A 26993-nucleotide genomic window follows, 5' to 3' on the forward strand; every position below is an offset into this window, starting at 1 on the left:
AGTCTCCAAGTAAGGAACGCATTTCATGAGCATCTCCCGTCTGCGCACCCTCGGCACCCGCACCGCGGGCCCGGGCCGGCCCGTCTACATCACCGGCGAGATCGGCATCAACCACAACGGCGACCTCGACAACGCCCTCGCACTGATCGACGTGGCCGCCGAAGCCGGCTGCGACGCCGTCAAGTTCCAGAAGCGCACCCCGGAGATCTGCACCCCGCGCGACCAGTGGGACATCGAGCGCGACACCCCCTGGGGCCGGATGACGTACATCGACTACCGCCACCGCGTCGAGTTCGGCGAGGACGAGTACCGGGCCATCTCCGAGCACTGCGCCGAGCGCGGCATCGACTGGTTCGCCTCCCCGTGGGACACCGAGGCCGTCGCCTTCCTGGAGAAGTTCGAGGTCCCCGCCCACAAGGTGGCCTCGGCCTCCCTGACCGACGACGAACTCCTGCGCGCCCTGAGGGCGACCGGCCGCACGATCATCCTCTCCACCGGCATGTCGACCCCGCGCCAGATCCGCCATGCGGTAGAGGTCCTGGGATCGGACAACATCCTTCTCTGTCACGCCACTTCGACGTACCCGGCGAAGGCCGAGGAACTGAACATGCGGGTCATCAACACCCTCCAGCAGGAGTTCCCCAACGTCCCGATCGGCTACAGCGGCCACGAGACCGGCCTCCAGACGACGCTGGCCGCCGTCGCTCTCGGCGCCACGTTCGTCGAGCGCCACATCACCCTCGACCGCGCCATGTGGGGCTCCGACCAGGCCGCCTCCGTCGAGCCGCAGGGCCTCACCCGCCTCGTCCGCGACATCCGCACCATCGAGGCCTCGCTCGGCGACGGCATCAAGAAGGTGTACGAGTCCGAGCTCGGCCCGATGAAGAAGCTCCGCCGGGTCGCGGGCGTCGTCGCCGAGAGCGCCGAGGCGGCCCCGGTCGCCGAGCCGGTCGCGGTCGCCGAGCCGGTCGCGGTCTGACGGGCCGACCGGTGAACCTCGCCTTCGTCGAGAGCCCGGTCCAGCTCCTGAACGTCCTGGAGTGGACCTACGCAGAGGGAGGTGACGACCAGGTCTTCACGGACATCACGGTCGTCGTCCTCTCCCCGGTCGACCCGATGTCGCGCGGCCAGCTGCGCCGGATGGCGGAGCTGGCCCGCGACGAGGGCATCAACGTCCACTGGCAGGAGGCGCGCGGCGGCGCGGGCGCGCCCCTGAAGACCCTGCGCTCACTGGCCGGACTGCTGCGCAGGGCGGAGCACATCGTCATAGGCGACCCGTTCTCCCGCTACGTCCAGCTCCTGCTCACCATGGTCCGCGCCCGCCGCCTCACGGTGGTCGACGACGGCACGGCCACCATGGAGTTCGTCGCCCAACTGGCCCGCGGCGAACGCCTGGTGCGCTGGCACCGCAAGGGTGGCTCGGGCCCGCGCGAACTGGTCCTGGCCCCGGTCACGGCCCGAGCCCGCAGCCGCTTCACCCCGTCCGCGACCCGTACGGTCGAGGTTTTCACGGCCATGCCGGTCGAGGCTCCACCCGGCGTCACCGTCACCCCCAACACCTTCGCCTGGACCCGCGCCCGCTTCGGCCCGCCGCTGCTCACCAAGGGCGCGGACCTGGTCGGCACCTCGCTCGTCGAGACGGGCGTGGTCGACCAGGCCCAGTACCTGGAGGCCGTCGCGGCCCTGGCCCGCACCCACCACGCCACCCGCTACTTCGCGCACCGCCGCGAGTCCACCGACAAGCTCCACGCCCTGGAAGCCGCCACGGGCCTGGAGATCGTCCGCCCGGACCTCCCCCTGGAACTCATCGCCCGCCGAGGCCCCATCGGCCGCACGGTCCTGAGCTTCCCCTCCACGGTCGTCCACACCCTGCCCCTCGCCCTCGCCGGCACGGATGTCAAGGTCGCGGTCTGCGACATCGCCCCGGAATGGCTCCGCGACACGGCCTCCCCACGCGCCCAGGGCTTCCTCTCCGGCGTCACCGAAACCGCCCGCGACGTACAACGCCTGGCCCCGTGGCGGGCTACGACGATCAAGGAGGCATGAGGGTCGTCACAGCCCCCGCCCCTGTACGAAAACGTGACACCCGCACCTTGGGGTGTCACGTTCGTGTTTGGCCGAGGTGTTGGCAGCTGCCCTCGGTCGCGGACCTGCACGACGTGGCGGTCTGCCCCTCGGGTGCCGTCCCCGCCATGACCTGCGGCGACGGCGGACAATTTCTCAAAGCCACCAGGACCATATTCGGCGGCGACCGAACCACCGTCATCCCTCCCGTCGGCGGCACCGCGACGACCACCCTCACCGACGCTCGCGGCATCCCCGCGCGCCCTGGGTTCCTGAGCGGCGTCACGGAAACGGCCCGCGGTGTCCAGGGCCTGGCGCCCTGGCGGGCGATGGCGGTCACGGAGGCGTGATAAGGACCGTGGTGGGGGTGGTCAGACCGGCATGACCCTGACGTCGTAGGACGGGATCCACTTGTCGCGGGTCAGGATTGTCATTCCCTCGGTCTGGGCCTGTGCGATCAGTATCCGGTCGAATGGATCGCGGTGATGTGCGGGCAGTTTGCCCGCCCGCACGCCGTGTCCCGCGGTGATCGGAAGCGGGGTGAACTGGCTGTCCCGTACCCGTTCGGCCAGGTCCTCGGGACCTTCGAGCTTTCCGAGGGACTGCTTGATCGCGATCTCCCACGGGGTGACCGCACTGACGAAGACCGAGGGCTCCGTGTCCAGCAGGTGCTTGATCTCGTCGGTGAGCTCGGCTGAGTCATCGAGCCACCACAGGACGACATGTGTGTCGAGCAGCATTTTCATCAGCGCATCCCGAAGGCGTCGGCCAGGTCGTCCGGCAGGTCGTCGAAGTCTTCCCGGATATGGATCTGGCCCTGGAGCGAGCCGCGCCCGGTCCGCTGCACCCGGGCGCGGAGCGGCACGACCTTGGCCACCGGCTGTCCCGCTTTGGAGATCACTACTTCCTCGCCTGTGGCCACCTGCTCCAGGATGCGCGAGAGGTGGGTCTTGGCCTCATGGACGTTGTACTGACGAGCTGCTTCCACGGCTGCCTCGCAGGGACGGATCGGCGGGTGGACTAACCACTGGACTAAGTTTACTCCGCGATCCCGAGGCGTGCGCCGATGGCGGCCGACTCCTGCCTGCAGGGGAGTGGCGGTCGATGCCGATGCCGGTACGCAAGCCTGAGCGGGGCGTCATGCATCACCCTGACCCGTAAGTGGCCTACACCCAGGGTTTGTTGGGGGAAAGCCCCGATAGCGGGCAGGGTCGGCCGGGCGCGAGCATCAACGCATGACAACGATGCGGATGGCGACGGAGCGACAGGGTGGGACGGCCAGGGTGACGGTCGCAACGGCCCTCCTCGCGGGACCCGCCCTGATGGCGGGGTACGGGGCGGTGCGGCTGGTCGGGCGGGCCGTCGGCGATTACGGGCCCGGGGTGTGGTGGACGGCGGCGCATCTGCTGTTGCTGGCCGGGGTGCTCGCGTTCGTGCCGGTGTTCCTGGGGTCGCGGAGGCTCGCCGGGAAGCGCGGGGGTAAGCGGGTCGCCGCCGAGGCAGCCGCCTGGGCCGGGCTGCTCGGGACGGCGGCGGTGGCCGTCCAGGCGGTGATCGACCTGGTGGTCGGGTTCGTCGCGACGGACGAGCAGGCCATGAGCGACCTGTTCGGGCGGGTGCAGGGCGTACCCGGGGTGATGCCGTTGGTCTACACGGTGATGCCGATGCTGTTCTGGTTCGGGCTGCTGGGCCTCGTCACCCTGTTCGCGTTTTTTCGGCGGGACCTGGTCCGGGCGTGGGCTCCCATGGCCGTGCTGGCGGGGACCGTGCTGATGGCCATGAGCCTGGACCTGCTGTCGGCCGGAGCCCTGTGCATCGGGCTGGCACTGTTCCCGGTACTCCGGGGGCTGCCCGACTGACGGAGCCCCACCGGGACGTCGTGCGGGTGACGGCAGACCGGGACAGTCGGCCAGGGCACGAAACGGGCGAGTGTACCCACCCCGTCATCACCTCACACGCCACGACACAGCCATTTATTCGTCTATGTGGCTGAACTTTTCTTGTTTCATGGCCAGTTGGCGAGGGAAGGGGCTTACGCTTTACCAGGTGAACCAGTTGATGTCCCGTGATTCCCATGTCCAGCCGTCCAAGGAAGAAGAGGCACTGCCCGGCACCCTGTCCGAGGCCCTGCGTGCCGAGCTGGTCGCGTTCCGCCGCGACCTGCACATGCACCCCGAGCTCGGCAACCAGGAGTTCCGTACCACGGCGGCCATCAAGGCCCGGCTGGAGAAGGCGGGACTTGCGCCCCGGGTGCTCGACACGGGGACGGGGCTGATCTGTGACGTGGGCACATCCAGCGGGGCGAGAAGCTCGGACAAGGGTGGTGGCGGGCGACGGGCGGGAGGCGACCCGCGGCCCATGCTCGCCTTGCGCGCGGACATCGACGCACTGCCCATCCCCGACACCAAGGCGGGCGTCCCGTATCGCTCCACCGTCCCCGACCGGGCGCACGCCTGCGGGCACGACATCCACACCACCGCGGTCCTCGGCGCCGGGCTCGTGCTCGCCGAGCTCGACCGGCAGGGGCTGCTGCCGCGGCCGGTGCGGCTGATCTTCCAGCCGGCCGAGGAGGTGCTGCCGGGCGGGGCGCCCGACACGATCGCGTCCGGGGCGCTGGAGGGTGTCGGGCGGATCATCGGCGTGCACTGCGACCCGAAGGTGGACGTGGGGCGGATCGGACTGCGGGTCGGGGCGATCACCTCGGCCTGCGACCGGCTGGAGGTCGGCCTCGACGGTCCCGGCGGGCACACCGCCCGGCCGCATCTGACCACGGACCTCGTCACCGCCGCCGCCAAGGTCGCCACCGAGGTGCCCGCGCTGCTGGCCCGCCGGGTCGACGCACGGGCCGGGCTCGCCGTCACCTGGGGCCGACTGCAGGCCGGGCACGCCTGCAATGTGATCCCACAGCACGCCGAACTCTCCGGCACGGTCCGCTGCCTGGACCTGGCGGCCTGGCGGGAGGCACCGGACCTGGTGCACGCGGCGATCGACGAGGTGGCCGGGATGTACCGGGCCAAGACAGTGATCAACTACGTCCGGGGTGTCCCGCCCGTCGTGAACGACGCCGCCGTGATCGATCTGCTCGCCGGGGCGATGACCGCGCGCCGCGGATCGTATGCGATCGAGGACACCGAACAGAGCCTCGGCGGCGAGGACTTCTCCTGGTACCTGGAGCACGTCCCCGGAGCCATGGCGCGGCTCGGGGTCCGTACCCCCGGCGACACTGCCCGGCTTGACCTGCATCGTGGTGATTTCGACGCGGACGAGGAGGCGATCACGGTCGCTGTGGAGCTCTTTACCGCCTCCGCGTTGCTTGACGGCAACCATCCGTAACCGGGCAGGTCACCCCCGGGGCACTTCCGGTTCGCGACGATCCGATAACGGCTTCCGTACAGGGCTTTATCTGACATCTACGCGCGTTACGATCGCCGCGAAACCAGCGCCGGAAGAGGCGCTTCGGTCAGGTTTGAAGGAGCCTTCCCTTGCGCCGGGTATCCAAGATCACCGCTGCGTGTGCTGTCACCGCGGCCCTCGCGCTCACCGCCACCGCATGTGGCGAGTCGTCCACCGAGAGCTCCAGCTCCGACAAGGGCAAGATGAAGATCGGCATGGCCTACGACGTGGGCGGCCGTGGTGACAACTCGTTCAACGACTCCGCCGCGCGTGGTCTGGACAAGGCCAAGGCCGAGTTCGGTGCCGAGACGAAGGAGCTCACCGCCAAGTCCGGTGAGGCTCCTGCCGACCGTGAGCAGCGCCTCCAGTCGCTCGCCGAGGGCGGCTACAACCCGGTCATCGGGGTCGGCTTCGCGTACAAGGACGCGATCGACAAGATCGCCCCCAAGTACCCGGACGTCGACTTCGGTCTGGTCGACTCGGTCTCCGACGCGAAGAACGTCGCCAGCCTCGTCTTCACCGAGGAGGAGGGCTCGTACCTCGCCGGTGTCGCCGCAGCGCTGAAGTCGAAGGACGGTCAAATCGGCTTCATAGGTGGTGTGGACCTTCCGCTGATCAAGAAGTTCGCTGCGGGCTTCGAGCAGGGTGTCCTGGACACCAACCCGAAGGCCAAGGTGCAGATCCAGTACCTGTCCACCGGTTCGGACCTGTCCGGCTTCGGTAGCCCCGACAAGGGTGCGGCCGCCGCCAAGGGCATGCTCGACAAGGGCGCGGACGTCATCTTCGCCGCCGCGGGCGGCTCGGGTGCCGGTTCGATCGAGGCAGTCGCGGGCAAGGAGGGCGCCTGGTCCATCGGCGTCGACTCCGACCAGGCTCTCGACCCGGCGCTGGCGAAGTACAAGGACACGATCATGACCTCCGTCGTCAAGAACGTCGACGGCGGTGTCTACGACCTGATCAAGTCCGTCAAGGATGGCAAGCCGCTGACCGGCACGCAGTCGTACTCCCTGGCCCAGGGCGGCGTCAGCCTGACCACCACGGGTGACCACCTCAAGGACATCCAGCCCCAGCTCGACGAGGCGAAGAAGAAGATCGTCGACGGCACCGTCAAGGTCAAGACCACGACCTGATCCGACCCGTCGATCGGGGCCCGGGTGAGCCGCTTCGGCTTCGCGCGGGCCCCGATTCACGTACGGCATCCCCCTGTGTGCCGTAGTCGTACGCACACTGTCCGCCACCCTGTGACCGGGTGGCCAACGATTCGGTGGCGCTACGCGCGTAGTGTCCGCCGGGCGCGGTCGGCGCGGTACCTTTTCTCGCTCCCACCGCCTCCGTCCCACCGCCTCCGCCCCCCGCTCCTGCCAAGGAGAGTGCGCCATCAACGCGTCCAGCAGTCCCCATGCCGTGGAGCTCCGCGGCATCACCAAGCGGTTCCCCGGAGTCGTGGCCAACCACGACATCGACATCACCGTGCGCCGCGGCACCGTCCACGCTCTCGTCGGCGAGAACGGCGCCGGCAAGTCCACTCTGATGAAGATCCTGTACGGCATGCAGAAGCCGGACGAGGGCACCATCGCGGTGGACGGCGAGCAGGTCTCGTTCCACAACCCCGGCGACGCCATCGACCGCGGTATCGGCATGGTGCACCAGCACTTCATGCTCGCCGACTACCTCACGGTCCTGGAGAACGTCGTCCTCGGCTCCGAGAAGCTGTACGGGATCGGCGACCGGGCCCGCGCCAAGATCAAGGAGATCTCCGACGCCTACGGTCTCGGTATCCGCCCGGACGCCATGGTCGAGGACCTCGGGGTCGCCGACCGGCAGCGCGTGGAGATCCTCAAGGTCCTCTACCGAGGCGCCCGCACCCTGATCCTCGACGAGCCCACGGCCGTCCTCGTACCGCAGGAGGTCGACGCGCTCTTCGACAACCTCCGCGAACTCAAGGCCGAGGGCCTGACCGTCATCTTCATCTCGCACAAGCTGGGCGAGGTGCTGTCGGTCGCCGACGAGATCACCGTCATCCGGCGCGGTACGACGGTGGGCACCGCCGACCCGAAGCGCACCACGACCAAGCAGCTCGCCGAGCTGATGGTCGGCAGCGAACTCCCGTCCCCGGAGACCCGCGAGTCGACCGTCACCGACGTTCCGATGCTGACCGTCGAAGGGCTGCGGCTGAGCGCCACCGACCCGGAGGGCGTGGTGCGTGCGGTGCTCGACGGCATCGACTTCACCATTCACAAGGGCGAGGTCCTCGGCATCGCGGGCGTCGAGGGCAACGGCCAGTCCGAACTGGTCGACGCCATCATGGGCATGCGGCACCTCGACGCCGGCGTACTCACCCTGGACGGCACCGATATCTCCCGCACGCCGACCCGCAAGCGCCGCGAGGACGGCATGGCCGTCATTCCCGAGGACCGCCACCGGCACGGACTGCTGCTGGAGGCCCCGCTCTGGGAGAACCGCATCCTCGGCCATGTCACCGAACGCCCCAACAGCAAGGGTGCGTTCCTCGACCTCAAGGCTGCCCGCGCCGACACCGAGCGGATCGTGCGCGAGTACGACGTCCGTACCCCCGGTATCGACGTCACCGCGGCCTCCCTCTCCGGCGGCAACCAGCAGAAGCTGATCGTCGGCCGCGAGATGAGCCACGACCCGAAGCTCCTGATCGCCGCGCACCCCACCCGGGGCGTGGACGTCGGCGCCCAGGCGCAGATCTGGGACCAGATCCGCGAGGCACGCCGCGAAGGACTGGCGGTGCTGCTGATCTCCGCCGACCTGGACGAACTGATCGGGCTCTCCGACACCCTGCGTGTCATGTACCGCGGCCGGCTGGTCGCGGACGCCGACCCGGCGGCCATCACCCCCGAGGAGCTCGGCTCGGCGATGACGGGCGCGGCCACCGGTCACCTCGAAGCACCGGACGAGACAGCAGCACCGGACAAGACAGCAGTGCCGAACCAGGCGACAGCACCGGACGACTCGGCTGCCGGAAGCGGAAGCGAAAGCACCGACACCGACCCCCGGAACGGGGGAGAGGACCGATGAAGAAGATCGACAAGGAGCGGCTGCTCCTGGGGATCGCGGCCCCCGTACTCGCGATCGTGGTCGCCTTCCTGGTGACCGCACTCGTGCTGGCCGCCACCGGCAAGGAGCCGTTCAGCGCCTTCGGCATCATGTTCGACTACGGGATGAAGTCGGACAGCCAGGTCTACATCCTGAACAAGGCGACGACGTACTACCTCGCGGGTCTCGCGGTGGCTGTCGGCTTCCGGATGAACCTCTTCAACATCGGCGTCGACGGCCAGTACCGCCTCGCCGCCTTCTTCGCCGCCGCGGTCGGCGGCGCGCTGACCCTGCCCGGCGCCCTGCAGATCCCGCTGATCATCCTCACCGCGATGATCGTCGGTGCGATGTGGGCCGGTATCGCCGGTGTCCTCAAGGTCACCCGCGGCGTCAGCGAGGTCGTCTCGACGATCATGCTGAACGCCATCGCGACGGCCATCATCGGTTATCTGCTCCAGGAGGGCCGCCTCGGCCACCTCGACGAGGCCGGCACGAAGATCTCCACCAAGCCGCTCCCGGAGTCCGCGCACTTCTTCGAGTTCCCGACCACCCCGGCGCCCGTCTGGGGCTTCATCGTGGTCGCGGTCGTCGCGGGCATCGCCTACTGGTTCGCGCTTTCGCGCACCCGGTTCGGCTTCGACCTGCGCACCGTCGGCCAGTCCGGCTCCGCCGCCGAGGCCAGCGGTGTCGATGTCAAGAAGATGGTCGTCACCTCGATGCTGATCTCCGGTGCCGTGGCCGGTCTGGTCGGCATGCCGACCCTCCTCAACGACAGCTTCGAGTACAGCGGCGACTTCCCGGTCGGCATCGGCTTCACCGGCATCGCCATCGCACTCCTCGGCCGCAACCACCCCATCGGCATCGCGCTCGGTGCCCTGCTCTGGGGCTTCCTCGAGCGCGGCACCGGCAAGCTCGAATTCGAGGGGTACGACAAGGAGATCGTCGGCGTGATCCAGGGCGTCATCGTCCTGTGCGTCGTCATCGCCTACGAAGTCGTCCGCCGCTACGGACTCAAGCGCCAGCAGAGCAGGGTCGGCGCGGAACTCGCCGCACAGGCCGCCTCCCGAGACTCCGACCAGCAGGCCGCCCGTAACTCCGACCAGCAGGAGGTGTCGGCGTGACCGCCACGGCGACTTCCACCCCGCCCCCCACGGCCCCCAAGGTCTCCGGCGGCAAGGGCGGCCGCACCCGCCTCTCCTTCCCCGTCGTACTGCTGCTCATCGCGGGTGTTCTGCTCGCGCTGTCCGCCGTACGCACCATCACCGGCGCCGAGGACGTCACATCGTCCGGACAGATCAGTGCGGCGCTCGCCATGGCCGTGCCGATCGGCCTCGCCGGTCTCGGTGGCCTCTGGGCCGAGCGGGCCGGTGTGGTCAACATCGGCCTCGAAGGCATGATGATCCTGGGCACGTTCTTCGGCGCCTGGGCCGGCTGGCAGACCGACCCCTGGCTCGGCGTCCTCGCCGGGGTCCTCGGCGGCATGCTCGGTGGACTGCTGCACGCCATCGCGACCGTCACCTTCGGCGTCGACCACATCATCTCCGGTATCGCCATCAACATCCTGGCGCTCGGCTTCACCACCTACTTGGCCAAGCTCTGGTTCAACTCGGGCGAGGCGGCGGCCAAGGGCGGCAGCCCGAAGCAATCCCCGCCGGCCGACGACATCACCTCGGTGACGATCCCGGGCCTCTCGGACTGGCTGCACTCCATCGAGCAGCACCACTGGTTCTTCGTCTCCGACGTGGCAGGCGTCATCGGCGGCCTGGTCACCAACGTGTCGCTGCTGACGATCCTGGCCATCGTCCTCTTCGTCCTCACGTTCTTCGTGCTGTGGAAGACCTCGTTCGGGCTGCGGCTGCGCTCCTGCGGCGAGAACCCGGTCGCCGCCGAGTCGCTCGGTGTGAACGTCTACTACTACAAGTACATCGCGGTGATCGTCTCCGGCGGCATGGCCGGCCTCGGCGGTGCCTTCCTCTCGCTCGTCACCTCGCACATCTACAACGAGGGCCAGACCGGCGGCCGCGGATACATCGGTCTCGCCGCGATGATCTTCGGCAACTGGCGGCCCGGCGGACTCGCCATGGGCGCGGGCCTGTTCGGCTTCGCCGACGCGCTCCAACTGCGCAACGGCGGCGAGTCCGTCCACGCGCTGCTCCTGCTGCTCGTGGTCGTGCTGGCCGGGCTCGCGGCCTGGAAGCTCTACCGCAGGAGCTTCGTCCAGGGCGCGGTCAGCGCGGTTATCGCCGCCGCGGTGCTGGTCTGGTACCTCGGAACGGACACGGTGCCCACCGAGTTCGTGAGCGCCACCCCGTACATCGTCACGCTGCTCGTCCTCTCGCTCTCCGCCCAGCGGCTGCGGATGCCGAAGGCGGACGGCATGCGCTACCGGAAGGGCCAGGGCAAGTGACGGCCGCCGCGGAGGTCGACTGGGCGGCACTGCGGAGCGCCGCACGGTCCGCCATGACGCGTGCGTACGTCCCGTACTCGCACTACCCGGTCGGCGCCGCGGCCCGCGTCGACGACGGACGCACGGTGTCCGGCTGCAACGTCGAGAACGCCTCGTACGGCCTCGGGCTGTGCGCCGAGTGCGGTCTGGTCTCCCAGCTCCACGCCACCGGTGGCGGGCTGCTGACCCACTTCACCTGCGTGGACGGGGCGGGCGAGATCCTGGTGCCGTGCGGCAGGTGCAGGCAACTGCTGTACGAGTTCGGCGGCCCGGAATTGATCCTGGAGACGCCCGACGGCCTGCGCACGCTCGACGAGATGCTGCCGCAGGCCTTCGGGCCGGACCACCTGAGGCCGGACCGTTCGAAGTAGAACCGCGGTGGCCCTCCCGTCCGTTGGGAGGGCCACACCCGTATCCACCCTCTATGCGCGTAGAGTCATTCGGGACTCTTGCGTACCGTACGTACCGGCCGGAAGGACTCCCAGGACATGGACGCCATCTCCGTCATCCGCACCAAGCGGGACCGAGGCGAGCTGAGCCCCGAGCAGATCGACTGGGTCATCGACGCGTACACCCGCGGCGAGGTCGCCGACGAGCAGATGTCCGCGCTGGCCATGGCGATCCTGCTGAACGGCATGAACCGCGCCGAGATCGCCCGCTGGACCGCCGCGATGATCGCATCCGGAGAGCGCATGGACTTCGCGTCGCTCTCCCGGCCCACCACCGACAAGCACTCCACCGGCGGCGTCGGCGACAAGATCACCCTGCCGCTCGCCCCGCTGGTCGCCGCGTGCGGCGCCGCCGTGCCGCAGCTCAGTGGCCGCGGCCTCGGCCACACCGGCGGCACGCTCGACAAGCTGGAGTCCATCCCCGGCTGGCGCGCCCACCTCACCAACGAGGAGATGCTGAACGTCCTGGACACCACCGGCGCCGTGATCTGCGCCGCCGGTGACGGGCTCGCCCCCGCCGACAAGAAGCTGTACGCGCTGCGCGATGTCACCGGGACCGTCGAGGCCATCCCGCTGATCGCCAGCTCGATCATGTCCAAGAAGATCGCTGAGGGCACCGGCGCGCTCGTCCTGGACGTCAAGGTCGGCTCCGGCGCCTTCATGAAGACCATCGAGGACGCCCGCGAACTGGCCTCCACCATGGTCGCGCTGGGCACCGACAGCTCAGTGCGTACGGTCGCGCTGCTCACCGACATGGCCACCCCGCTCGGGCTGACCGCGGGCAACGCCCTGGAGGTGCGCGAGTCGGTCGAGGTGCTGGCCGGCGGCGGCCCCAAGGACGTCATCGAGCTCACCCTGGCGCTGGCCCGCGAGATGCTGGACGCGGCCGGACTCAAGGACGCCGACCCGGAGAAGGCCCTCGCCGACGGCCTGGCGATGGACGTCTGGCGCCGGATGATCTCCGCCCAGGGCGGCGACCCGGACGCCACGCTGCCGGTCGCCCGCGAGCAGCATGTCGTGACGGCCCCGTCCACCGGCGTACTGACCCGCCTGGACGCGTACGACATCGGCGTCGCCGCCTGGCGCCTCGGCGCGGGCCGGGCCCGCAAGGAGGACCCGGTGCAGGCGGGTGCGGGCATCGAACTGCACGCCAAGCCCGGTGACACGGTCACGGCCGGACAGCCGCTGCTGACGCTGCACACCGACACCCCCGAGAAGTTCGACTACGCGCTGAAGGCGCTGCCCGGCTCGTACGACATCGCGCCGGCCGGGACGGCCTTCACGGCCACCCCCGTGGTGCGGGAACGCATCGCCTGACCTGCGGCTCAGAGCGTCCGGCAGGAGGCTTCGCGGCTTCGCGGCTTCGCGGGGCTGGAGCACGCACCTCGCGGCGTTGTCGTCAATCACCAACGCTCCGCGTTGACCCGATCCTCCGGCCTTGCGATGCACGCACCCCAGCCCCGCTCCTTCACCCGCGCTGCCTACTGCCGGGCACTCTTACTCGCACGGGTGAACGGGACCGGTGGACTGCCGCCGGTCCCGTTCGGCATGCTGGACTTGGTGACGCACCGATAGAGGAGACCGCCATGAGCGCACTCACCGTCGACCCCGTGCCGGGCCACGGCCAGGACTGGGACGACCTCGTCCGGATCTGGGAGGAGACGGACGCACCCGAGGGCTGCAAGGTGGAGATCATCGAGGGGATCGTCACCGTGTCGCCACCGCCGTCCAAGGACCACAACACCACCGCGGAACTGCTTCAGCGCAGGCTCTACACCGTGATCCCGGAGGACTGGGGGATCTACCAGACGCTCGGTGTCGCCGTGCCGTGCCGGGCCGGGCTCTACATCCCCGATCTCGTCGTCGTGCCGCGTGCCGTGGCGACCGGGCCGGGCAACCGCGTACCGGCGGAAGAGGCCCGGCTCGTCGTCGAGATCACCTCCAGGGACAACGCCAACCACGACCGCATCGGCAAGGCGCACGGATATGCGAAGGCCGGTGTCGCGATCTTCCTGCTCCTCGACCCTTGGCACTCCGGCCGTCCCACCGCCACCTTGTACGGGGAACCCGCCGACGGCACCTACCGGGTTCTGGACGCGGTCGAGTACGGGGAGAAGCTGACGCTTCCCGAGCCGTTCATGCTGGACCTGGACACCGGGGTCTTTCCGGTCAGCTGAGAAGCAATGCCGCGCCGGCCTCGTCGGTGTGCGAACGGCCCGCCGGGGCGGAGGAATCCGTCCGGGCGGGCCGCTCTCATGCGATCGGTGGGCCTACCTGCTCACTTACTTGCCGAAGTACGCGTTGTAGATCGACACCGACGACGTGTTGCCCTGCTTGTCCGTGACATTGGCCCTGTAGGAGAGGGACTTGCCCTTGGCCGGGTTCTTCACGGAGAGCTTGCCCGACTTGACCGTGGACTTCTTCCAGGTCTTGCCGGCGTCGTAACTGACGTACACCGTCAGCGACTTGAGGTTCTTCCCGGCGGCTGCGCCCTGCACCGTCACCGGCACCGAAGCGGTCCTGCCCGCCGTGACCTTGCCGTCCTGCGTCACATTGGGCGTGAAGCGGACCATGGAGACCGGCATCCGGGTCGGGCCGGCGGTCTTCTTGGACCGGAAGGTCCAGCTCGCGTCGATCCGGGTGGAGACCGCCGAGAGCTTGGAGCTGCGCTGCACCGAGGTCGTCAGCTTGTAGTCGGCGGCACCGGACGGCACGGTGGTGAAGGTGTCACCCTCCAGCGGGTTCGCGTTCTGGATGAGCTTGGTGCCGTTGCGGTACAGCGCGGTCTTGACCGAGCTGTACGTGGACCAGCCGATGTTGCCGCTGCCGTCAGCCGCGAGCGGCAGCGCACCGGTGATTTCGTTGCCGTCGCGGAAGATCCCGTAGTCGGAACCGATCGCGGGGCCGAACACCGCGGTGTTGACCTTCTTCGTGTAGGTCTTGCCCGCCTTGAGGGTCTCCGGGTCACCGAGGGAGTACAGCGCGTCGGTCGCCAGGTAGCCGTCCTCGTCGACTTCGCCGTTTTGGACGAAGTCGAAGGTCCACTTCGCCTTGTCGGCGGTGGAGACATAGACCGTGGCGGTACCGGGGAGCTTCTGCTCGGTCCAGGACGCCCAACCGCCTTCCGATCCGGGAAGCGAGCCCGATGCCGCGAGCTCGCCGGTCTTGCCCTTGACGGACGAGCCGAGACCGATGCTCACCTTGGCCAGCTGACTGGAGGTGATCTTGCGGCTGTAGCCGGTCGCCGCCTGCGTCACCGGACCGCCGACCACGATGTCGTACCGGGTCGAGGCTCCCTTGGTCCAGCTGCCGGACCAGTGCTGGGAGAGCGAGCCTTCGGTCACCTTCGGGCCGACCTGCGCGGTACGGAAGTTCTGGTACGTGCCCAGGACCCAGCCGTAGGAGTAGGCATTGTCCTTGCTCTCGAACTGGAGCTCGGACGTGGCCAGTTCGGGTTTCGTGCCGGTGGCGGGCAGGGTGAAGTTCACCGGCTTCGCCTTGCGCGCATCGAATGTCACGGTGACGTTCTTGGTGACGTTCAGGTTCGGCTGGGACAGCCAGTCGGTGCCCTTGGTGAAATCCTCCGGGTCGACGTAGACGCCCGAGTTGAACGCGTAACCGCCCTTGGGAATGCGCACCTTCACCGTTCCGTCGTCGCCCGTCTGGTGCAGCCACACGTCGCGCGCCAGGCCGGACAGGCCGTAGAGGTCGGAGTCGTAGAACTTGGCGGGCTTGCCGTCACGTCCGATGGTCTTGACCGTGAGGTCGTACGACTCGATCTCACGCTCGACCGCGGCCGCGGTGCGGACGGTCTGGCCGCCGCCGGTCCCGACGACGTACGCGGAGTAGGAGCCGTCGGCCGTGCCGCCGAGCTTGCTGTTCACGGTCAGCGGTACGTCGGCGGTGCCGCCCGCGGGGACGGTCACCTTGTCGGCGCCGAGGGTGAAGAAGCCAGCCGGGGCGGGCTTGCCCTTCGGGCCGGTGGCCGTGACCGCGAGGTCGAGGGTGACGTCCGCCGTACCGAGGTTGCGGTACGTCAGCTTCTTGCTGACCGGGGCGTCATCGGTGTGCGGCCACTGCTGCACACCGAAGCTCATCGAGACCGGCTCGGCGACGACGGTCTGGGCGATCGCCCGGTCGACGGCGATCCGGCCCGAGCCCTGCTCGAACGGCGTGTACGCGCCCGGCTTCGTCGAGGCCGTGAGGGCGCCCTTGAGCTCGGCGTACTTCCACTCCGGGTGCTGCTGCTTGAGGAGCGCCGCGGCGCCCGCGACGTGCGGGGTCGCCATCGACGTACCGGAGATCGACAGATAGCCCGGCGGGTTCTGCCCGACCTCCTGGTCGATCGCGGAGCCGGGTGCGGCCGCCGCCGTGATGTCCACGCCGGGGGCGGTGACATCGGGCTTGATCGCGCCGTCGCCGATGCGCGGGCCGCGGCTGGAGAAGTCGGCCAGCTTGTCGTTGTCGTCGACCGCGCCGACGGTCAGTGCGGCGTCCGCGCTGCCCGGCGAGCCGACCGTGCCGGCGCCGTCGCCCTCGTTGCCCGCCGCGATGGCGAACAGGACGCCCTTGTCGGCCGACAGCTTGTTCACCGCCGCTTCGAGCGGGTCGATCTCGGGGGTGTCGCCGCCCCCGAGGCTCAGGTTGATGACGTCGGCGCCCTGCGCGACCGCCCACTCCATGCCGGCCAGGATGCCGGAGTCGTCGCCGAAGCCGTCGTCGTCGAGCACCTTGCCCTCGAGCAGCTTGGCGTCCGGCGCCACGCCCTTGAACTTCCCGTCCGACTTGGCGCCCGTACCGGCCGCGATCGAGGACACATGGGTGCCGTGCCCGACGCGGTCCTCGGTGTCGGGCGACGAGGTGAAGTTCTTCGTGTCGAGGATCTGGCCCTGGAGGTCGGGGTGGGTGGCGTCCACACCGGTGTCCAGGACGGCGATCTTGACGCCCTTTCCGGTGTAACCGGCTTTCCAGGCGGTCGGTGCGCCGATCTGCGGCACGCTCTTGTCGAGGCTCGCCTTGCGTACGCCGTCCAGCCAGACCCGGTCGATGCCGGCGGCCGTGGTGCGCTGGGCGCCGTGCGAGGGCTTGCTGGTGAGTGCCTGCCAGACTTCCTGGGCGTCTCGCTCCGGCGTGGTCACCGACTCGGCATTCAGCGACTTCAGGGTGCGGCCGACCCGGGTGGAGCCCGCGTCACGGACCTCCGCCTTCGCGGCGGACGCCTGGGCGCCCCGGTAGGCGACGATCAGCTTCAGGCCGGCCTTCTGAGCCCTGCGGTTCTCCGCACGGCTCAGCTCGGTGACATCGAACAGCCGGCGGTCCAGCTTTCCGGAGCTGATCAGCCGGTGCGCGTCGGCCGGGACGAGCAGGGTGTGCCCGTCGCGTATCTGCCGCTGCACGGGTATGTGTTCGCGCCCCTTGGCCGGCCGGAAGCTCACGACCCGGCCCTCGGCGTCGACCGAGACGCGGTCGCCGGTGATGAGCGTCAGCCGGTGCTGTGCCACGGGCTCGGCGCCTGCCTGCCGGGCGTCGTCGGGCTGTGCCACGGCCGGGGTGGTCATCCCGGCCGCGAGCGCCACGGCGGCCGCCGTGGCGATGGTCGAAACACACGCGTTTCTCACGTGTCTGCGCAACTCTCCCCCTGGAGAATCAGGCGGCCCCCTGGGGGCCACTGGTCAGCCGGCACCGAATGGGACACCGGTGCCGACCGGGTCACGTACCTAGAGGGGGAATTGATCGAGAGGGTTCACAGAGAACGTACAAATAAACGGAGTTGACGGAAGTTCACCGGTCGCCGCCTGCACCGGCCGGGCAGCCGGGGGACGAGCGCGAGGCGGGTGGGAGCAGCTACTGAACGGGTACGGGGCGTGCGCCGGGCCGGGGCGCCGGGAAAGCGCGGAAGCGGGGGAGCGATGAGTTTCGGCCGCCGGACCGGTCTGCCTGATGTGAAATCCACGACCCCGATCGTTCTCGTCGTCACCGGCCGCGTCACGCGGGCCGCGGTGCCGGGACTCTGCGCCGAGTTGGAGTCGCTGCTGTACGACCCCGAGGGCGCCGTCCGCGCCCCGGACGCCGGGGTGGACTGCGATGTGGGTGGGGTCGTACAGGCGGATCTGGCCCTCGTCGAGGCGGTGGCGCGGCTGGGGCTCGTCGCACGCCGGGCAGGTGGCAGAAGCCTGCGGCTGCGCAATGCGCCGCCTGAACTGAAGGGCCTGATCGACCTGGTGGGCCTGGTCGATGTGGTGGACGTGGCGTGCGGGTGCGGGGGTGGGGCCGTGAGGAACGAGGCCTGAAGGGGCGGCGCTTCAGGGAACGCGCGCCGCCCGTCCGCTCGCGCCGCCCGTCGTTCAGTCCTCGCCCGGGCCCGCCCGGCTACTCCCCTTGAGCCGTGCGCAGAACCGCACCGAGAGTTTGACCAGGTCCCTGTCCGGGATCGCCGTCGCTGTGGGGAACGGCGACAACACGCTCGACGCCTGACTGTCGCCGTCGCCGTCGCCGTCGCCGTCGCACTCGTTCTCCGGCTGCGGCCCCGGTCCGCCGACGGAAGCGGGATTCGGAGTCCAGGCGGCCCCGGGCGTGGGCCCGTCGGTGGCGACGGGCTCGCCCAGCCACTGGGTCAGCCCCCAGCCGCCGGCCGCGAGCACCACCCAGCCCGCCACCAGCCCGTTCCGTATGCCGCGCCTCATGCCGCGTCGGCGTCGAGACGGTCCGGCAGACCGAACAGCGGGAACCAGCGGGGCGTGTCCAGGAAGCAGTGCATCCCGGTGATGGAGCCCTCCGAGACGTCGATTACCTGCACCGCCCACGGCACGAACCCCGGCCCGTCCGGATTCGGCTTGTAATGCGCGAACGCCGGGGTGCCGTTCGCCGCCGTCGCGACCAGCCGCGAGCCCGCGCAGCTCGCACCGATGGTCCCCATGAAGCCGGTGATGTCGTCGTGCCCCCGGAGCCAGAGGCCGAACGGCGGCATGGTCATCACGGCGTCCTCACGGAGCAGCGCGGTCAGCGCCGCCATGTCGTACCCCTCGAAGGCCGCGACGTACCGGTCGAGGAGCTTGCGCTGCTCCTCGTCGAGCGGATCGGCGGTGTCGGCGCTCAGGCCCTGGTGCTCCGCGAGGGTCGCGCGCGCCCGCTGGAGGGCGCTGTTGACCGAGGCGACCGAGGTGTCGAGGAGCTCGGAGACCTCGCTCGCCTTCCAGGCCAGCACTTCGCGCAGGATCAGCACGGCCCGCTGCTTGGGCGGCAGATGCTGCAACGCGGCGACGAACGCGAGCCGCACCGACTCCCGTGCCACCGCGGCCTCCGCCGGATCGGCCACCGACGGCAGGATCCGCCCGTCCGGCATCGGCTCCAGCCAGGTGTTCTCCGGCAGTGGGTTGAGCGCCGCCTCGGCGAGCGGCGTCGGGCCCGTCAGATCGACCGGACGGGCCCGCTTGTTTCCCGCGTTCAGCATGTCCAGGCAGACGTTGGTGGCGATGCGGTACAACCAGGACCGCAGCGAGGAACGCCCCTCGAACTTCTCGAAGTTGCGCCAGGCACGCACCAGCGTGTCCTGTACCGCGTCCTCCGCCTCGAAGGCCGAGCCGAGCATCCGGTAGCAGTAGCCGGTCAGCTCGACCCGGTGTCCCTCAAGACGGCTGTCGATGTCCGCCGGCGCTGTCAGATCACTCATTGCCCCACCCCTGTTGCGCTGTGATGCCGCTCGCTTCAGCACTTCGGAAACTACGGCAGGGCACTGACAACGGGGGCGGGAAGTGCTGAAGCGGCGCACATTCCGGTCACGTCCCGGGCTTGCGTCCGTACACGTAGACGTCGTCGCCGTTCTTCAGCAGATTCCAGTACGACTTCGCGTCGGCGTCCCGCATGTTGACGCAACCGTGCGACCCCGGCGGGCTCCACATCTTCACGCCCACCGAGTGGAACGCCTGCCCGCCGTCGAAGAACTGGGAGTACGGCATCCACACGTGGTAGAGCGACGACCAGTGCTTGATGTGCCGCATGTAGATCTTCGTGGACCCGGTGCGGGTCTCGTACTTGTTCCGCCCGGTCCGTACCGGCACAGGACCGAACTTCAGCTTGCTGCCGTCCTGTATCCAGCTCAGCTGCCGGGTCAGGTCCACACACGCGATGCGCCCCTTGTTGGTGGGGCACTTCTTGGCCTTGTTCGGGTTCTTGCCGGCTGCTTTCTGAGCCGTGAGCGTCTTCATCGTGCGCCAGGTGATCGGCCCCGCGTAACCGATGTCGGGGGTGATCCCGTAGGTGCGCTGGAACGACCGGATCGCCTTGCAGTCGGCGGCCGACTGCTTGCCGTCGACCGGCCGGTGCAGATACTTCTCGACCTGCTTCTGGTACGGCCCGGTGGACGTCGTGCAGGACGCCGCCTGCGCGGATCCGCCGGTGCCCAGGACGAGGGCGGGCGCCGCCATCAGACCGGCGACGGACAGCGCGACCGCGCGCCGTGCCCGGACCCCCCGCATGTTCCCTGCGACTCTCATGTACGCCAACTCCCCTTCGCGCGCAGTGAGGTGCTTCCGTCTGCTAGACGCGCGTCGGGGAGTGGATGGTTGTGCGTCGTATGTCTCAGTTCTGTACGGACGCCACCGGCATGAGCCGGCGCCGCTCGGCGCGTGCGGCCCGCGAGCCGTGCAGCGTGATCGAGACGACGCCGAGGACCGCGAGCAGTCCCAGCGATACGGTCCAGGCCCAGCCTCCGGCGTGGAAGGCGACGGCGCCGAGCGTGCCGCCCGCGCTGGAGCCCAGGTAGTACGCGGACTGGTAGAGCGCCGACGCCTGGGCCCGGCCCTTCGTCGCCGTACGGCTCACGGAGGAGGAAGCGACCGCGTGCCCGGCGAAGAAACCCGCCGTGATCAGGACCAGGCCGAGGAGTACGGCGGCCAGCTGGTCGGCGAGCGAGAGCAGCAGACCGGCGGCCGTGGTGGAGACGGCCAGATACAGCGCGCCCCGGCGGCCGAGCCTGGCGACCAGCTTGCCGGCCCCGGCGGAGGAGACCGTACCGACGAGGTAGACCAGGAAGATCGAGCCGACGACCCCCTGCGGGAGGTTGAACGGCGCCTCCACCAGGCGGTAGCCGATCACCGTGTAGACCGCGCCGAACACCGTCATGAACAGCGCGCCGATCGCGTACAGCCGGCGCAGCAGCGGATCGGAGAGGTGCCCGCCCACGGTCTTCGCGAGGGCCTTCGGGTTCAGCGTTCCCGGGGTGAAGTTCCGCGCCCTGGGGATCATGAAGTGGAAGACGACCGCGCAGGCCACGGCCAGCAGGCCGACCGCGCCGAGCGCCGCGCGCCAGCCCCACAGCTGGGCGATCCAGCCGGTGAGGATACGGCCGCTCATGCCGCCGATGCTGTTGCCGGCCACGAACAGCCCGATCGCGGCGACCAGCGCCTTCGGCCGTACCTCCTCCGCCAGGTACGCCATCGCGGAGGCGGGCAGCCCGGCCAGTGCCGCGCCCTGGACGGCGCGCAGCGCGATCAGCCAGCCCAGTGAGGGGGCGAAGGGGACGAGCAGCCCGACCAGCACGGCGACCGTCAGCGAGGCGGCCATCATCTGCCGCCGTCCGAACCGCTCGGAGAGCGCGCTCATCGGCAGCACGCACAGCGCCAGTGCGCCCGTCGCCGCGGAGACCGTCCAGCTGGCCTGTCCGGCCGTGGCGCCGAAGGAGGCGGAGATGGCGGGCAGCAGGGCCTGCGTGGAGTAGAGAAGTGCGAAGGTCGCGACACCTGCGGCGAAGAGCGCGAAGCTCATCCGGCGGTAGCCGGGGCGGCCCGGTTCGAGACGGTCCGGCGCGGTGGTGGCGGGAGAGTCGGCGGTGGCGACGGGGGACGGCTGGGGCGAGGCGGCCACGGTGAGGGTGGACGCCCCGGTACTGGCAGGAGGCATGCTTCGAAAGTAGGCTTTCCGCTTTCATGCGTCCAATGCACGAAGTGGCGATAATCAATCCCATGGTGCATGAACACAGCTCACAGCCCCGGCTGTCACCCAGTAGTTACGAAGAAGACATTCGCGCCGTGCTCGCGCCGCGACTGGCCCACTTCGAGGCGGTGGCCCGCCACGAGCACGTCACGCGCGCCGCCCAGGAGCTCGGCGTCCCGCAGTCGACGCTGTCGCGGGCAATGGTCAGGCTCGAACAGGACCTGGGAGTCGCCCTGTTCGCCCGCAAGGGCCGTACCGTCTCCCTCACCCCGGCGGGCCGCACCTTCCTGGGCTCCGCCGAGCGGGCCCTCGCCGAGGTCGAGAAGGCCGCCGACTCGGTACGGGCCGACGCCGACCCGGCCACCGGCAAGGTCACCTTCGGCTTCCTCCACACCATGGGCTCGGAAACCGTCCCCGCCCTGATCCGCGCCTTCCGCGCCGACCACCCCCGGGTCCGCTTCCAGCTCGTGCAGAACTACGGCGAGGCGATGATCGAACGCCTGAGGGCCGGCGGCCTCGACCTCTGCCTCACCTCACCCGTGCCGGACGCCCCCGACCTGGTCGCCCGCCGCCTGGACGAACAGCGGCTGCGCCTCGTCGTCCCCGAGGACCACCGCCTCGCCACCCGCCGCCGCATCCGCCTCGCGGAGGCCGCCGACGAAAAGTTCGTCACCCTCGAACCGGGTTACGGCCTGCGGCGGATCACCGACGACCTGTGCGCCGAGGCGGGCTTCACGCCCCGTGTCGCCTTCGAGGGCGAGGAGGCGGAGACCCTGCGCGGCCTGGTCGCGGCTGGCCTCGGCGTGGCCCTGCTGCCGCCGCCCGCGGTCGCCCGCCCCGGCGTCGTCGAACTCACCGTCACGGCCCCGAGGGCGGCCCGCGAGATCGGCGTCGCCTGGCTGGACGGCCACCCGGACACCCCACCGGTCGCCGCCTTCAAACGCTTCCTGCTGTCGCGGCGGGGACATCTGCTGCCGGACTGAGCCGCCGCCGCTGACCCCCGTCCCGGGACCCGCCCTCCCGCTGTCAGTGCCTCCCCCTAGGGTCACCCGCGTGCAGCCGCGTCGAACCGGCGCACCACACCATTCCGAGCAGAGCAGCAGGGGAGCCGACACGGATGACCGACCAGGAATCCCGGAGCGCAGCCGCTCCGGCAAGCCACGAACTCACCATGGTTCACTCACCCCCTGGGTATCGCGTCATCACCGCCGAGGAGGCGGAGGAACGCTTCCGGATCTCGGCCGATGTCTGCTACCCGTACGCCGACTTCGCCGACGAGCAGGAGATCCGTTTGTACGAGGGTGGCTTGCATGTCGCGGGGCACATGGGGCCGGAGGGGGACGACGACTGGGTTCCGTACAACATCGTCGTGGACGGTGACCTCACCGTCGACGGCGATCTGGACTGGTGGGACCACAGCGGCGGCAACTTCCTGCTCGTGACCGGCAGTCTGCGGGCCCGGAACGTGATCCTGTCCGGCTGTCCCCACGTGGTGGTGCGCGGGGACCTGGAGGTGGCGGGCGGTATCTGCGGCTCGTACGGGGACGACGGCGGCATCCTCACGGTGTGCGGCAGCTCCTGCGCCCGGATCGTCATCGGCATGCTGTACTTCGGCCTGACCTTCGCCGAGCAGCCGCAGGCACTGCTCGTGGCCGACACTTACCGCACCAACTGCCCGGTCGACTTCACCAACGGGGAACTGAGCGGCATCCTGCTGCCCGAGCTCTTGGACAAATACGGTGAGCCCGACGCGCAGAAGATCGAGAATGCCCTGAGGGAGGGGCGTCAGGTGCTGCGCGCCGGGGTGCGCCCGAGCCGCGTCATCGCGCTGGAGGAACTGGACTCCCTGCTGGACCGGGCCGACGAGGTCACCGAACTCGACCTCTCCGGACGGAAGCTTCACAGCTTCCCGGAGCAACTGCTCGCGTTCCCCCGACTGCGTGTCCTGTCGCTCGCGGACAACGGCGAGATCGGCGCCATAGGCGCACGCATCGGCGAACTCACCGCCCTGGAAGAACTCGACGTGTCGGGAACGGGGCTGACCGGGCTGCCCGAATCCATCGGCGCCCTCCAGAACCTCCGGGTACTGGACATATCCGGCAACCGCTTCACGGAACTCCCCGAGTCCCTCGGCGACCTTGGCCGGCTGGAGGTCCTGCGCGCCGGACATCTGACCTGCCGGCTCCCCGCATGGATCGACCGCCTGCGCTCACTGCGCGAGCTGGACCTGTCCTGTCTGAACCAGGGGCGCTACCACTGCGACACCCTGGTTGCGTTCCCCACGGCCGTCACCCGCCTGACGGGACTGCGCTCCCTCGACCTGTCCAACACCTGGCTGGAGTCCGTCCCCGACGCACTGCTGGACCTGACCGCGCTGGAGGAGCTGAACCTCAACTCCTGCCTGTCCGCCCGGCCGACCCGGCTGCCCGAGCTGGCCCGGCTGCCCCGCCTGCGCGTACTGCGGATCAGTGGCCACACCCCGTGGACCGAACAGCCCCCGGCCTCCAGGGACCTGCTCACCGGCATCTGGGACATCACGACGCTGGAACACCTGGAGCTCGACCGCTGGGGCCAGGAGACCTTCGACGGGGAGAAGGTACGCACCGCTTTCAGGTCCCTGCCCGACGACGCCTTCGCCCGCACGCCGAACCTCCGGCACCTCGACCTGGCGTTCAACGAACTCACCACCCTTCCCGAGCCCTTCTTCGCCCTGCGGAACCTGGAGTTCGCGAACCTCCAGGGCACGAAGCTCGACCGGCCGACGCTGGACCGGCTGCGCGCGACGTTCCCCCGCACCCGACTCCAGCTGAAGGGAGTCGCGGTCAAGGAGGTCGTCCACGACCCGAACTGGCAGGCCGTGCACGCCCTGGTCAGGGGCGGCGCCGGGAAGAGACCCAAGGAGGCGATCGCCGCCTACAAGGAGGCCATCGCACTCTGCGTCCCGGGCGCGTGCTACTCCGACTACGACCAGCTCTACGCCCACTACGCCCTGGTCAACATCCTCGGCGACCTCAGCGACAACGCGACGGAGGCCGACCGCCCCGGTCTGGACGCCGAACTCATCCGGTACGCCGAACAGGCCATGTCCCTGCTGCCCGACACGATCTGGCACTTCACCGACGAGGGCGCCTTCCAGGAAGAGGTCAGGCGCCGCACCGGCAACGCCCTGGCCTGGCACCTGCTGCACGGCGGCGAACCGGAGCGCGCGCTGACCGCCGTGGAACAGGCGTTGGCCGACACCGAGGGCCCGGCGCACGACTTCATCCACGACACCCATGTCCGCATCCTGCTCGCCCTCGGCCGCACCGACGACGCCTACCGGGTGGCCGACCGGGTCCTCACCCGTGACCCCGAGTTCGCAGACCTCACCGACATCGCGACACTGCCCGAGTTCCAGCAGTGGCGGCAGGCCCAGCGCATCGACCGGTTCCTCGGAGGCGACCGATAACCCGACATCGAGCGGGGCCGTTCCCGAGCCTGCGGGGACGGCCCCGCAGGCTCGGGGACGGCCCCGCCCCCTCACCCCCGCAGCGACTTCCCGAACCCCGCGGCCAGCGGCATCCGTAACCCCAGCGGTGGCGGTGCCGCCAGGGCGTCGACGACCGGGCGTGCGTACGCCCGCCCGAAGAGCGAGCCGCGGACGAAGTCCGTTGCCAGGGCTGCCACTTCGGCCCGGTGCTGGCGCAGTGCGTGGCCGTCCGAGTGGACCTCGAAGCGGCAGGTGTCGCGGTTGGCCTTCTTGGCGCGTTCGGCCAGGCGGAAGGAGAGCTCGGGGTCGGTGCGGGCATCGTTCGTGCCGTGAACGAGCAGGACCTGCCGGCCGAGCAGATGCTTCACCGGCTCCGGCTCGTCCGTCGGGCTGTCGGGTAGCCAAGGAGCCATTGCCAGAACGGAGTTGACTGCATCGTGGCCGCCCGCACGGAGTGCGGCCCGGCCGCCCATGCCGTGACCGGCGAGGCAGACGGGGACATCGCCGTAGCGTCGTACGACCTCGTCCACCGCCCATCGGGCGTCCGCCGCGAGCTGTGCGTCGGTCGCGTTCCAGCCGCGGCAGCGGTAGCGCACGACATGCGCGGCGAGCCCGTCCTCCTGGCCCGCGCGGGCCAGGGTCCGGGCCAGCGGGAGTTGGAGGGCGTACGAGAGAGGGGAAGGGCGGCGGTACGAGTCCACCTCGCCGTCCGGGAGCAGCAGGACCACGCCGCTGACCGCAGATGGTGCTCCGGCCGTCCTGACGGCCCGTCCCAGCCTCGCAGCAGGCAGGGGGAGTGCGCGCTGTGCCATAACAGAACAGTGTCAGAAGGGCAGGTGTATTCCACCCGTATTCACGGTCACTGTTACGCATCGGCAAGCGACAATCTACGCGCGTAGGCGCTAGAGTGCCCAAATGATGAGCCCGACCCTCCATGTGCCCGGCCAGGATCAGATCCGGCGTGCCCCCAAGGTTCTTCTCCACGACCATCTCGACGGCGGTCTGCGTCCGGGAACGATCGTCGACCTCGCCCTCGCGAGCGGATACAAGGGACTTCCCGAGACCGAGCCGGACAAGCTCGGCATCTGGTTCCGTGAGGCGGCCGACTCCGGATCGCTGGAGCGCTACCTGGAGACGTTCGCCCACACCTGCGCCGTCATGCAGACCCGCGACGCACTGGTCCGGGTGGCCGCCGAGTGCGCCGAGGACCTGGCCGCGGACGGTGTCGTGTACGCGGAGGTGCGGTACGCGCCCGAGCAGCACCTGGAAGCCGGGCTGACCCTCGAAGAGGTCGTCGAGGCGGTCAACGAGGGCTTCCGCGAGGGCGAGCGGCGGGCCCGCCGGGACGGGCACCGTATCCGTATGGGCGCCCTCCTCACCGCGATGCGGCACGCCGCCCGCTCCCTGGAGATCGCCGAACTCGCCAACCGCTACCGCGACCAGGGCGTCGTCGGCTTCGACATCGCGGGCGCGGAGGCGGGCTTCCCGCCCACCAGGCACCTCGACGCGTTCGAGTACCTCAAGCGCGAGAACAACCACTTCACCATCCACGCGGGCGAGGCCTTCGGCCTGCCGTCGATCTGGCAGGCCCTCCAGTGGTGCGGCGCCGACCGGCTCGGCCACGGTGTCCGCATTATCGACGACATCGAAATCGCCGAGGGCGGCGGTGTGAAGCTCGGCCGCCTCGCCTCCTACGTACGGGACAAGCGCATCCCGCTGGAGCTGTGCCCGACCTCCAACCTCCAGACCGGTGCCGCCGCCTCGTACGCCGAGCACCCCATCGGGCTGCTGCGGACGCTGCATTTCCGGGTCACCGTGAATACGGACAACCGGCTGATGAGCGGTACGAGCATGAGCCACGAATTCGAGAAGCTGACCGAGACTTTCGGATACACGCTCGACGACATGCAGTGGTTCACCGTCAATGCAATGAAATCTGCGTTCATCCCTTTCGATGAACGTCTGGCGATGATCAATGACGTGATCAAGCCCGGATATTCCGAGCTGAAGTCCGAGTGGCTCTTCGAGCAGACCGCCGCGACCAGCGTGTCTTCGACTCCCGCGGGTTGATTCACACCTGCGCGGCAAACGGCCGGGACGGCGAAATCCCGGCCGTTTCCCGTGTCGGGCATGTTTGCGGGACGAGTAGGCGGCTGACTACGTTTCAGAGCCGCTCACA

General features: G+C 69.6%; 24 protein-coding genes. 16 read left to right on the forward strand and 8 right to left on the reverse strand.

Annotated features, from left to right (window positions below):
• The first annotated feature begins 25 nt into the window (after positions 1 to 25).
• From ACZ3IC_RS02290 to ACZ3IC_RS02300, 3 genes are all read left to right on the forward strand, one after another.
• Positions 26 to 979 carry an N-acetylneuraminate synthase family protein gene (locus tag ACZ3IC_RS02290; RefSeq protein WP_467411685.1) on the forward strand — a complete coding sequence of 318 codons (954 nt, stop codon included), beginning with the start codon at positions 26 to 28 and terminating at the stop codon, positions 977 to 979.
• An 11-nt stretch (positions 980 to 990) separates the two neighbouring features.
• Complete coding sequence (locus ACZ3IC_RS02295; protein ID WP_467411686.1) at positions 991 to 2046, forward strand: hypothetical protein; 1056 nt, start codon at positions 991 to 993, stop codon at positions 2044 to 2046.
• A 146-nt stretch (positions 2047 to 2192) separates the two neighbouring features.
• On the forward strand, positions 2193 to 2414 hold the full coding sequence (locus ACZ3IC_RS02300) for a hypothetical protein (protein ID WP_467411689.1): 222 nt from the start codon (positions 2193 to 2195) through the stop codon (positions 2412 to 2414).
• A 21-nt stretch (positions 2415 to 2435) separates the two neighbouring features.
• Here ACZ3IC_RS02300 and ACZ3IC_RS02305 read toward each other — a convergent pair whose 3' ends face one another.
• Both ACZ3IC_RS02305 and ACZ3IC_RS02310 read right to left on the reverse strand, forming a co-directional pair.
• The gene (locus ACZ3IC_RS02305; protein ID WP_467411691.1) at positions 2436 to 2810 is read right to left on the reverse strand and encodes a type II toxin-antitoxin system VapC family toxin; all 375 of its coding nucleotides are present in this window, start codon (positions 2808 to 2810) and stop codon (positions 2436 to 2438) included.
• Positions 2810 to 3052, reverse strand: a complete 243-nt coding sequence (locus ACZ3IC_RS02310) for a type II toxin-antitoxin system Phd/YefM family antitoxin (protein WP_467411693.1) — start codon at positions 3050 to 3052, stop codon at positions 2810 to 2812. Before ACZ3IC_RS02310 ends, ACZ3IC_RS02305 begins: the two co-directional genes overlap by 1 nt.
• Positions 3053 to 3299: 247 nt before the next feature.
• Between ACZ3IC_RS02310 and ACZ3IC_RS02315 the strand changes: the two genes are divergently transcribed.
• The 9 genes from ACZ3IC_RS02315 to ACZ3IC_RS02355 all read left to right on the forward strand — a co-directional run bounded on the left by ACZ3IC_RS02315 (position 3300) and on the right by ACZ3IC_RS02355 (position 13592).
• Complete coding sequence (locus tag ACZ3IC_RS02315) at positions 3300 to 3923, forward strand: hypothetical protein (protein ID WP_467411696.1); 624 nt, start codon at positions 3300 to 3302, stop codon at positions 3921 to 3923.
• 199 nt (positions 3924 to 4122) lie between these two features.
• The gene (locus tag ACZ3IC_RS02320; RefSeq protein ID WP_467412104.1) at positions 4123 to 5397 is read left to right on the forward strand and encodes an amidohydrolase; all 1275 of its coding nucleotides are present in this window, start codon (positions 4123 to 4125) and stop codon (positions 5395 to 5397) included.
• Between the two features lie 149 nt (positions 5398 to 5546).
• Positions 5547 to 6587 (forward strand): BMP family lipoprotein, encoded by a 1041-nt coding sequence (locus tag ACZ3IC_RS02325; RefSeq protein ID WP_467411698.1) that lies wholly within the window; start codon positions 5547 to 5549, stop codon positions 6585 to 6587.
• A gap of 274 nt (positions 6588 to 6861) precedes the next feature.
• Positions 6862 to 8502 carry an ABC transporter ATP-binding protein gene (locus ACZ3IC_RS02330; protein WP_467411700.1) on the forward strand — a complete coding sequence of 547 codons (1641 nt, stop codon included), beginning with the start codon at positions 6862 to 6864 and terminating at the stop codon, positions 8500 to 8502.
• Positions 8499 to 9641 carry an ABC transporter permease gene (locus tag ACZ3IC_RS02335; protein ID WP_467411701.1) on the forward strand — a complete coding sequence of 381 codons (1143 nt, stop codon included), beginning with the start codon at positions 8499 to 8501 and terminating at the stop codon, positions 9639 to 9641. Before ACZ3IC_RS02330 ends, ACZ3IC_RS02335 begins: the two co-directional genes overlap by 4 nt.
• On the forward strand, positions 9638 to 10927 hold the full coding sequence (locus ACZ3IC_RS02340) for an ABC transporter permease (RefSeq protein ID WP_467411703.1): 1290 nt from the start codon (positions 9638 to 9640) through the stop codon (positions 10925 to 10927). The genes ACZ3IC_RS02335 and ACZ3IC_RS02340 overlap by 4 nt, the downstream gene beginning before the upstream one ends.
• Positions 10924 to 11337, forward strand: a complete 414-nt coding sequence (locus ACZ3IC_RS02345; RefSeq protein ID WP_467411704.1) for a cytidine deaminase — start codon at positions 10924 to 10926, stop codon at positions 11335 to 11337. The genes ACZ3IC_RS02340 and ACZ3IC_RS02345 overlap by 4 nt, the downstream gene beginning before the upstream one ends.
• A 117-nt stretch (positions 11338 to 11454) precedes the next feature.
• On the forward strand, positions 11455 to 12732 hold the full coding sequence (locus ACZ3IC_RS02350; protein ID WP_467411705.1) for a thymidine phosphorylase: 1278 nt from the start codon (positions 11455 to 11457) through the stop codon (positions 12730 to 12732).
• Positions 12733 to 13001: 269 nt separating this feature from the next.
• Positions 13002 to 13592, forward strand: coding sequence for a Uma2 family endonuclease (locus tag ACZ3IC_RS02355; protein WP_467411707.1), 591 nt, complete (start codon positions 13002 to 13004; stop codon positions 13590 to 13592).
• A gap of 105 nt (positions 13593 to 13697) precedes the next feature.
• Here the strand turns inward: ACZ3IC_RS02355 and ACZ3IC_RS02360 are convergent, their stop codons facing one another.
• Positions 13698 to 17033: a S8 family peptidase gene (locus tag ACZ3IC_RS02360; protein ID WP_467411708.1), complete on the reverse strand. Its 3336-nt coding sequence runs from the start codon at positions 17031 to 17033 to the stop codon at positions 13698 to 13700.
• A 291-nt stretch (positions 17034 to 17324) separates the two neighbouring features.
• Here ACZ3IC_RS02360 and ACZ3IC_RS02365 point away from each other — a divergent pair, with 291 nt between their 5' ends.
• Positions 17325 to 17705 (forward strand): STAS domain-containing protein, encoded by a 381-nt coding sequence (locus tag ACZ3IC_RS02365; RefSeq protein ID WP_467411709.1) that lies wholly within the window; start codon positions 17325 to 17327, stop codon positions 17703 to 17705.
• Between the two features lie 54 nt (positions 17706 to 17759).
• On the opposite strand, the gene ACZ3IC_RS02370 is transcribed toward ACZ3IC_RS02365, so the two are convergent.
• From ACZ3IC_RS02370 to ACZ3IC_RS02385, 4 genes are all read right to left on the reverse strand, one after another.
• Positions 17760 to 18098 carry a hypothetical protein gene (locus tag ACZ3IC_RS02370; protein ID WP_467411711.1) on the reverse strand — a complete coding sequence of 113 codons (339 nt, stop codon included), beginning with the start codon at positions 18096 to 18098 and terminating at the stop codon, positions 17760 to 17762.
• The gene (locus ACZ3IC_RS02375; protein ID WP_467412107.1) at positions 18095 to 19123 is read right to left on the reverse strand and encodes a sigma-70 family RNA polymerase sigma factor; all 1029 of its coding nucleotides are present in this window, start codon (positions 19121 to 19123) and stop codon (positions 18095 to 18097) included. The genes ACZ3IC_RS02370 and ACZ3IC_RS02375 overlap by 4 nt, the downstream gene beginning before the upstream one ends.
• Positions 19124 to 19190: 67 nt before the next feature.
• Complete coding sequence (locus ACZ3IC_RS02380) at positions 19191 to 19907, reverse strand: L,D-transpeptidase family protein (RefSeq protein ID WP_467411712.1); 717 nt, start codon at positions 19905 to 19907, stop codon at positions 19191 to 19193.
• Between the two features lie 85 nt (positions 19908 to 19992).
• Positions 19993 to 21312: an MFS transporter gene (locus ACZ3IC_RS02385; RefSeq protein WP_467411714.1), complete on the reverse strand. Its 1320-nt coding sequence runs from the start codon at positions 21310 to 21312 to the stop codon at positions 19993 to 19995.
• Positions 21313 to 21374: 62 nt separating this feature from the next.
• Between ACZ3IC_RS02385 and ACZ3IC_RS02390 the strand changes: the two genes are divergently transcribed.
• Positions 21375 to 22328, forward strand: a complete 954-nt coding sequence (locus ACZ3IC_RS02390; RefSeq protein ID WP_467411715.1) for a LysR family transcriptional regulator — start codon at positions 21375 to 21377, stop codon at positions 22326 to 22328.
• Positions 22329 to 22462: 134 nt separating this feature from the next.
• Positions 22463 to 24793 (forward strand): leucine-rich repeat domain-containing protein, encoded by a 2331-nt coding sequence (locus ACZ3IC_RS02395; RefSeq protein WP_467411716.1) that lies wholly within the window; start codon positions 22463 to 22465, stop codon positions 24791 to 24793.
• A gap of 71 nt (positions 24794 to 24864) precedes the next feature.
• Here the strand turns inward: ACZ3IC_RS02395 and ACZ3IC_RS02400 are convergent, their stop codons facing one another.
• On the reverse strand, positions 24865 to 25626 hold the full coding sequence (locus tag ACZ3IC_RS02400; protein WP_467411717.1) for an alpha/beta hydrolase: 762 nt from the start codon (positions 25624 to 25626) through the stop codon (positions 24865 to 24867).
• A gap of 103 nt (positions 25627 to 25729) precedes the next feature.
• Between ACZ3IC_RS02400 and ACZ3IC_RS02405 the strand changes: the two genes are divergently transcribed.
• Positions 25730 to 26884, forward strand: a complete 1155-nt coding sequence (locus ACZ3IC_RS02405) for an adenosine deaminase (protein WP_467411718.1) — start codon at positions 25730 to 25732, stop codon at positions 26882 to 26884.
• Positions 26885 to 26993 lie beyond the last annotated feature (109 nt).

Source organism: Streptomyces sp. NPDC002958, from assembly GCF_055563255.1.